The sequence below is a fragment of the Rhodococcus sp. P14 genome, assembly GCF_000256505.1.
In the GTDB taxonomy this organism is placed as follows: Bacteria; Actinomycetota; Actinomycetes; order Mycobacteriales; family Mycobacteriaceae; genus Rhodococcus; species Rhodococcus ruber.
Genome location: NZ_AJFC01000239.1, coordinates 1 through 6,955 on the forward strand (window position 1 = coordinate 1; position 6,955 = coordinate 6,955).

At 69.3% G+C, this 6,955-nt stretch carries 6 protein-coding genes and 1 tRNA gene; 6 read left to right on the top strand and 1 reads right to left on the bottom strand.

Annotated elements, in window-relative coordinates:
- From OEY_RS0116960 to OEY_RS0116970, 3 genes are all read left to right on the top strand, one after another.
- Positions 1–446: hypothetical protein (locus tag OEY_RS0116960; protein ID WP_010595033.1), on the top strand; the 446-nt coding region annotated here is incomplete at its 5' end.
- A gap of 134 nt (positions 447–580) precedes the next feature.
- On the top strand, positions 581–3,511 hold the full coding sequence (gene topA / locus OEY_RS0116965; RefSeq protein WP_010595034.1) for a type I DNA topoisomerase: 2,931 nt from the start codon (positions 581–583) through the stop codon (positions 3,509–3,511).
- A gap of 31 nt (positions 3,512–3,542) precedes the next feature.
- Positions 3,543–4,217: a helix-turn-helix domain-containing protein gene (locus OEY_RS0116970; protein ID WP_010595035.1), complete on the top strand. Its 675-nt coding sequence runs from the start codon at positions 3,543–3,545 to the stop codon at positions 4,215–4,217.
- Positions 4,218–4,221: 4 nt separating this feature from the next.
- Here OEY_RS0116970 and OEY_RS0116975 read toward each other — a convergent pair whose 3' ends face one another.
- Positions 4,222–4,608, bottom strand: a complete 387-nt coding sequence (locus OEY_RS0116975) for a VOC family protein (RefSeq protein ID WP_010595036.1) — start codon at positions 4,606–4,608, stop codon at positions 4,222–4,224.
- Between the two features lie 94 nt (positions 4,609–4,702).
- Between OEY_RS0116975 and OEY_RS0116980 the strand changes: the two genes are divergently transcribed.
- The 3 genes from OEY_RS0116980 (at position 4,703) to OEY_RS0116995 (ending at position 6,514) form a co-directional block, all read left to right on the top strand.
- Positions 4,703–5,890 (top strand): DNA polymerase III subunit delta', encoded by a 1,188-nt coding sequence (locus OEY_RS0116980; protein ID WP_010595037.1) that lies wholly within the window; start codon positions 4,703–4,705, stop codon positions 5,888–5,890.
- A gap of 65 nt (positions 5,891–5,955) precedes the next feature.
- Positions 5,956–6,028, top strand: a tRNA-Thr gene (locus OEY_RS0116985).
- A 288-nt stretch (positions 6,029–6,316) separates the two neighbouring features.
- Complete coding sequence (locus OEY_RS0116995) at positions 6,317–6,514, top strand: hypothetical protein (RefSeq protein WP_010595038.1); 198 nt, start codon at positions 6,317–6,319, stop codon at positions 6,512–6,514.
- The last annotated feature ends 441 nt before the right edge of the window (positions 6,515–6,955 follow it).

Genomic DNA, 6,955 nt, shown 5'->3' on the forward strand with positions numbered 1-6,955 from the left:
CGGACGCGATCGCGGAGCTCATGACGCAGGCCGCGCTGTCCCCGGAGGTCACCCGCACGGACGAGGGACATCCGCTGGTGCGCACCGCAGCCCTGCCGGAACTCGTCCCGGTCGCGGCCGAATGGACGCGGGGCGCGGTGAAGGCGGTGCCGGCGGGATGGGTGCCGGGCTCGCGAGCCCTGCGGGCGTGGGTGCTCGCGGCCGGTCGCGTCGAGGTCGAGGGCGAACGCTACGTCCTGGGGCTGGATCCGCACACCCCGGACACCCACGCGGTGCTGGCCCAGTCGCTGATGCGTGCCGGGATCGCGCCGACGCTGATCGGCGCCCGCGGCGCCGGACCGGGCCTGCGGGTGTCCGGGCGACGGCGATTGACGCGTCTCGTCGAGAACATCGGGGCACCCCCGGACGACGCCCGCGCGCGGCAGATCTGGCCGCGCGTGCAGTAGGGGCCGCATCACGCGTGACGGGCCTTCCGTTGCAGGTGTGCGACCCTGTGTATGGCCGCGTCCGGGGAACGGGTCGGTATACATGTCTTCAAGAAGCGGGACATGTCAGCGAACAGGGAAGGTGCGGCAGCGCTGTGGCAGCACGGGACAACAGCACGTCGAACGGCTCGTCGGGCACGCGTCGGCTCGTCATCGTCGAGTCCCCGACCAAGGCGAAGAAGATCGCGCCCTACCTGGGCCGTGACTACGTCGTCGAGGCGTCCGTCGGACACATCCGCGACCTGCCACGCGGGGCCGCCGATGTGCCGGCCAAGTACAAGGGCGAGTCGTGGGCCCGCCTCGGTGTGAACGTCGACCACGGTTTCGAGCCGCTGTACGTCGTCAGTCCCGAGAAGAAGTCCAAGGTCACCGAGCTGAAGGGGCTGCTGAAGGACGCGGACGAGCTGTACCTCGCGACCGACCCCGACCGGGAGGGCGAGGCCATCGCCTGGCACCTGCTCGAGACGCTCAAGCCGAAGGTCCCGGTCCGCCGGATGGTCTTCCACGAGATCACCGAGCCGGCCATCCGGGCCGCCGCAGAACACACCCGCGACCTCGACAACAACCTGGTCGACGCGCAGGAGACCCGCCGGATCCTCGACCGCCTCTACGGCTACGAGGTCAGCCCGGTGCTGTGGAAGAAGGTCATGCCGCGGCTGTCGGCGGGCCGCGTGCAGTCCGTCGCCACCCGGGTCATCGTCCAGCGCGAACGTGAGCGCATGGCCTTCCGGTCCGCGACGTACTGGGACATCGCCGCCACCCTCGACGCCGGCGCCGACGCGAGCCCCCGATCGTTCGGGGCACGGCTCGTCGGTGTCGACGGCGCCCGCGTCGCCGCCGGCCGCGATTTCGGCGCCGACGGCCGGCTCAAGTCCACCGGCGTCGTCGTGCTCGACGAGGCGTACGCGCGACGACTCGCCGACGCTCTGCACGGCGTGGACCTGACGGTGACGTCGGTCGAGAGCAAGCCGTACACCCGCAAGCCGTACGCACCGTTCATGACGTCGACGCTGCAGCAGGAGGCGGGCCGCAAGCTGCGGTTCTCGTCCGAGCGCACGATGCGCATCGCCCAGCGCCTGTACGAGAACGGCTACATCACGTACATGCGTACCGACTCGACGACCCTGTCCGAGAGCGCGATCGCCGCCGCCCGGGCCCAGGCCACCGAGTTGTACGGCGCGGAGTACGTGCACGCCACCCCGCGGCAGTTCACCCGCAAGGTCAAGAACGCGCAGGAGGCCCACGAGGCGATCCGTCCGGCCGGTGACGTGTTCGCCACGCCCGGCGAACTGCACTCGCGTCTCGACACCGACGAGTACCGCCTCTACGAACTCATCTGGCAGCGCACCGTCGCCTCCCAGATGGCCGACGCGCGGGGCACGACCCTGACACTGCGCATCACCGGCACCGCCGCGAGCGGCGAGGAATGCACGTTCTCGTCGTCCGGTCGCACCATCACCTTCCCCGGCTTCCTGAGGGCGTACGTCGAGAGCGTCGACGAAGAGGCCGGCGGCCAGTCCGACGACGCCGAATCCCGGCTGCCGAACCTGTCCGAGGGACAGCGCGTCACCGCGACGAAGCTCGACCCGGACGGTCACTCGACCAACCCGCCGGCTCGCTACACCGAGGCCAGCCTGATCAAGGCTCTCGAGGACCTCGGCATCGGCCGGCCGTCGACGTACGCGTCGATCATCAAGACCATCCTCGACCGCGGCTACGTCTACAAGCGGGGCAGCGCCCTGGTCCCGTCGTGGGTGGCGTTCGCGGTCATCGGGCTGCTCGAGGCGCATTTCGGACGCCTCGTCGACTACGGCTTCACCGCCGCCATGGAGGACGACCTCGACGAGATCGCGGGTGGTCACGAGCAGCGCACGGACTGGCTGTCGAGCTTCTACTTCGGTGGCGCCCACGGAGCCGAGAACTCGGTGGCGCGCGAGGGTGGCCTGAAGAAGATGGTGGGCGAGAACCTCGAAGACATCGACGCCCGCGAGATCAACTCCATCCGGCTGTTCGACGACGCCGAGGGCCGGGAGATCCACGTGCGCGTGGGCCGGTTCGGCCCCTACCTCGAGCGGATGGTTGCCGATCCCGACGCTCCCGACGGGGAACCGATCTCCCAGCGTGCGAACCTGCCCGACGACCTGCCGCCGGACGAGCTGACGCTCGAGTACGCGGAGAAGCTGTTCTCGACCCCGCAGGAGGGCCGGGTCCTCGGCGTCGACCCGGCCACCGGCAACGAGATCGTCGCGCGGGAGGGCCGCTTCGGTCCGTATGTGACCGAGTTGCTGCGTGAGCCGGAGCCGGAGCCCGAACCCGACATCACGCCGATCCCGGTCGAGGCGGCGCCCTCGGCGGGCGGCACCACCACCGTGGCGAAGAAGGCTGCGAAGAAGGCACCGGCGAAGAAGGCCACCAAGAAGGCGGCCGGTCCCAAGCCGCGGACGGCGTCGCTGCTCAAATCGATGGAACTGTCGACGGTGACGCTCGAGGACGCACTGCGACTGCTGTCGTTGCCGCGGGTCGTCGGGGTCGATCCTGCGACGGGTGAGGAGATCACCGCCCAGAACGGTCGCTACGGGCCGTACCTGAAGAAGGGCACCGACTCGCGGTCGCTGGCGAACGAGGAGCAGATGTTCACGGTCACCCTCGAGGAGGCGCTGAAGATCTACTCCGAGCCGAAACGACGCGGTCGGCAGGCCGCCGCCACGCCGCCGCTGCGGGAACTGGGCACCGACCCGGTCAGCGACAAGCCGATGGTGATCAAGGACGGCCGCTTCGGCCCGTACGTCACGGACGGCGAGACCAACGCCAGCCTCCGCAAGGGCGACGAGGTCGACACCATCACCGACGAGCGTGCCTCCGAGCTGCTCGCGGATCGACGTGCCCGTGGTCCGGCGAAGAAGACCGCCAAGAAGACCGCTGCGAAGAAGGCTCCCGCGAAGAAGACGGCGGCCAAGAAGACCGTCGCCAAGAAGACGACTGCGAAGAAGACGACTGCGAAGAAGACCGCCGCGCAGAAGGAGTGACCTTCCGGGTACGGCGTCCTATCCTCGCCGTGTGTACCGCGAAGCGGCGTCCGGCATACCCGGTGTGCTCGTGTGGACCGCGACGAGGACCGCGGATTCGGCGGGAACGTCCGTGCTGCCCGACGGCTGCACGGACCTGATCTGGCACGAGGACGGCCTCCTCGTCGCCGGACCGGACACCCGAGCCCAGTTCTCCGACCTGGGTGCCCGGCGTGACCTGACCGCCGTGCGTTTCGGTCCCGGCGTAGGGCCGGCGGTGCTCGGCGTGGATGCAGCCGACCTCCGTGACGCACGCGTACCGCTGGACCACATCCGGCCCGGCGCACACGTTCGTCGCCTGGTCTCGGACGCGGAGTCCGACCCGGTCGGTGCGCTCCTGCGCGAGACCCGGCGCCGTCTGGACGGCGTCGACCGCAGTGTCGAGACGAGCATCGCGGCGCAGCTCGGGGCCGGAGCGTCCGTCGCCGAGCTGGCGGCGTCGACGGGCTGGAGCGCGCGCCGGTTGCACCGGCACGCACTGCGCGCGTACGGCTACGGACCGAAGACGCTGGCACGCGTGCTGCGGTTCCGCCGCGCGGTCGGTCTCGCCCGCGCCGGCCGACCGTTCGCCGACGTCGCGGCCGAGTGCGGCTTCAGCGACCAGGCCCATCTCGCGCGGGAGGTCCGCGCCCTCTCCGGCACCACGCTCGGTGCGCTCCTCGGCTGAGCGGTCACCCGGGCAGGGCCGCGAACAGCTCGATGCTGTGCCCGTCGGGATCGTGGACGCTCGCGTACCGCTGCTTCCAGAACGCGTCCCACGGTTCGAGCGCACTCGTGCATCCCGCCTCCAGCAAGTCGCGGTACGTCGAATCCACGCCTGCCGGTGAACCGCAGTCGAAGGCGAGCGCGGGGCCACCCGTTCCCGGCCGGAAGTCCGGATGGAAGGACCGGACCGATTCGACTGTGTCCCATGCCAGGCGGAGCCCACCTGGAAGTGTCGTTTCGAAGTGCGGTTCGTCGGTACCGGCGGGCAGGTCCAGTCCGAGGCGTCGATAGCAGTCGAAGGAACGGGTCATGTCGGCGACGACGAGCCCGACCAGGGCGAGTTGTGCGGTCATACCGGTGACGCTAGGTCGCTGCGCCGTCGCCGTCTTGAAGGTTTCGGACGGCCGACGCCTCGGCGGCGTCGGAACCGGTCGCTACGCTGAGGCCATGCCCGGTGTCTTCGAACGTCTCGTCGGCCAGCGCGACGTGGAGACCGAACTGATCGCCGCAGCCACCGCGGCGCGCGGCGGCGGAGCCGGTTCCCGGATGACGCACTCGTGGCTGTTCACCGGCCCTCCCGGTTCCGGTCGGTCGATTGCGGCGCTCTGCTTCGCCGCCGCCCTGCAGTGCACCGACCCGGACGTCCCGGGTTGCGGTCGCTGCCACGCGTGCAGCACCACCATGGCCGGCACTCACGGCGACGTCCGTCGGGTCGTTCCCGAGGGGCTCACGATCAGTGTCAAGGCGATGCGCGACATCGTCCGGACCGCGTCGCGTCGTCCGAGCACCGGGCAGTGGCAGGTAGTGGTGATCGAGGATGCGGACCGTCTCACCGAGGGCGCCGCGAACGCACTGCTCAAGGTCGTTGAGGAACCGCCGGAACGCACGGTGTTCCTCCTGTGCGCACCGTCCGTGGATCCGCAGGACATCTCCGTGACCCTGCGCTCGCGATGCCGGCACGTCGCGCTCGTCACGCCCAACCCGGACGCCATCGCCCGGGTGCTGCGCGAACGCGACGGACTCGACCCCGAGACCGCGAACTGGGCGGCATCGATCAGCGGCGGCCACGTCGGGCGGGCCCGGCGTCTGGCCACCGACGAGTCCGCTCGCACCAGCCGTCGACGTGCGCTGGATCTGGCCGCGGCCGTCCTCCGCCCTGCCACCACGTACACCGCTGCGGACGAGCTGGTGCAGCGTGCGGAGGCGGAAGCCAAGGAGATCAGCGCCACGCGCGACGAACGGGAGACCGAGGAACTTCGGACCGCTCTCGGCGCCGGAGGCACCGGCAAGGGCGCTGCCGGGGCGCTCCGGGGCTCGGCGGGCGTCCTCAAGGACCTCGAACGCACCCAGAAGTCCCGACGCACCCGGACCGAGCGCGACATCATGGATCGCGCCCTCATCGATCTGGCCGGTCTCTACCGCGACGCGCTGGCACGTTCCCTGGGCGCTTCCAGCACCGCCAACCATCCCGACATGGCCGAGCGTGCCGCCGACCTGGCTTCGCGTGCCCGGCCGGAGGCGCTGCTGACCTGCATCGAGGCGATTCTCGAATGCCGCGAGGTCCTCGCGCAGAACGTCAAGCCCCGCTTCGCGGTGGCCGCGATGGCGGCCCGGTTGAGCTCGGCCTTCCGGTAGGCACCGACGGGCGGTTTGCATTGGGCAGGGGGGTAGGCGCTAGACTCGTGCGCGCCGTCAGGCACGCTGCCTTAGCTCAGTCGGTAGAGCATTTCACTCGTAATGAAAAGGTCGCGAGTTCGATTCTCGCAGGCAGCTCCGCACGACGAAGGCCCTCCATCCCGAACGCGGACGGAGGGCCTTCGTCGTACGCACGTGCACTCTCCGGTCCGCTCGCCCCGGGCAAAGGCGCCCGCCGCCGCGTTCCGTGCAGCATGATGGCGGGTGTGCTCCTGGAGATCTTCTCGATCGTTCTGATCATCGGCGCCCTGGTCGTTCTCATCCCCACTGCGGTGCGCGTGTTCCGCCGGCGCGACGACGACCACTAGTCCGATCGCCGCTGCTCGGCACCCCGCTCGGGCGTCGTCGGCTCAGTACACTCGACTTATGAGTGAGTCGTTGAAGGAGCGGGTGCGAGCGAAGATTCTGCGCCAGCGCGGAGAAGACGGCGGGCGCCCCCTCGGGGACGCAGAAGGGGACAACCCCCGGCTCATCGACATCGGCCTCGACCTGGCACTGCTGGACCAGGCCGCCGAGGGGGACCCCGTTGTGGAAGAGCTGGCCGTGAAGTACTGGGTGCCCTGATGTCGTCCGGAAAAGCGGTTTGACCAGGCGATTTGGTAAGTCGCGCAATGTTCACGTAACTTATTCCAGGTCAGAGCGACACGGACACCGACCCGGCCCGCAGGGGCTTGGGACAACGAGGTTGGACGCAGGCGCCCGATTGTTCGGTTCGGGATCTTCTGGTAGGGTTCTGGGCCGTTGCTGATCCCACCGAGTGCGTCGGGTTTGTGCCCGTCGGGTGGTGTGGGTAGGCTGGAACGGTTGCCCCGGAGCGCCGCGGACGTTGGTTCGCGGGGTGATGGTGTGTGCGTGTTCTTTGAGAACTCAACAGTGTGCCGATGAATGTCAGTGCCAAATTATTTTTGGTGCGGCCGCCCCGCGTTCGTGTGGGGTGGTTGTTGCTGGACATCGCATTCTTCCGTCTGTGATGGTCCAGTGTTTTTGCTAGTTTGAGTTTTTTGC

What these genes read in the sequence shown, in the direction of transcription:
- OEY_RS0116980 (WP_010595037.1), top strand. Translation starts at nt 4,703, where the DNA reads ATGCCCGGTGTCTTCGAACGTCTCGTCGGCCAGCGCGACGTGGAGACC.
- OEY_RS0116995 (WP_010595038.1), top strand. Translation starts at nt 6,317, where the DNA reads ATGAGTGAGTCGTTGAAGGAGCGGGTGCGAGCGAAGATTCTGCGCCAG.
- OEY_RS0116975 (WP_010595036.1), bottom strand. Translation starts at nt 4,608, where the DNA reads ATGACCGCACAACTCGCCCTGGTCGGGCTCGTCGTCGCCGACATGACC.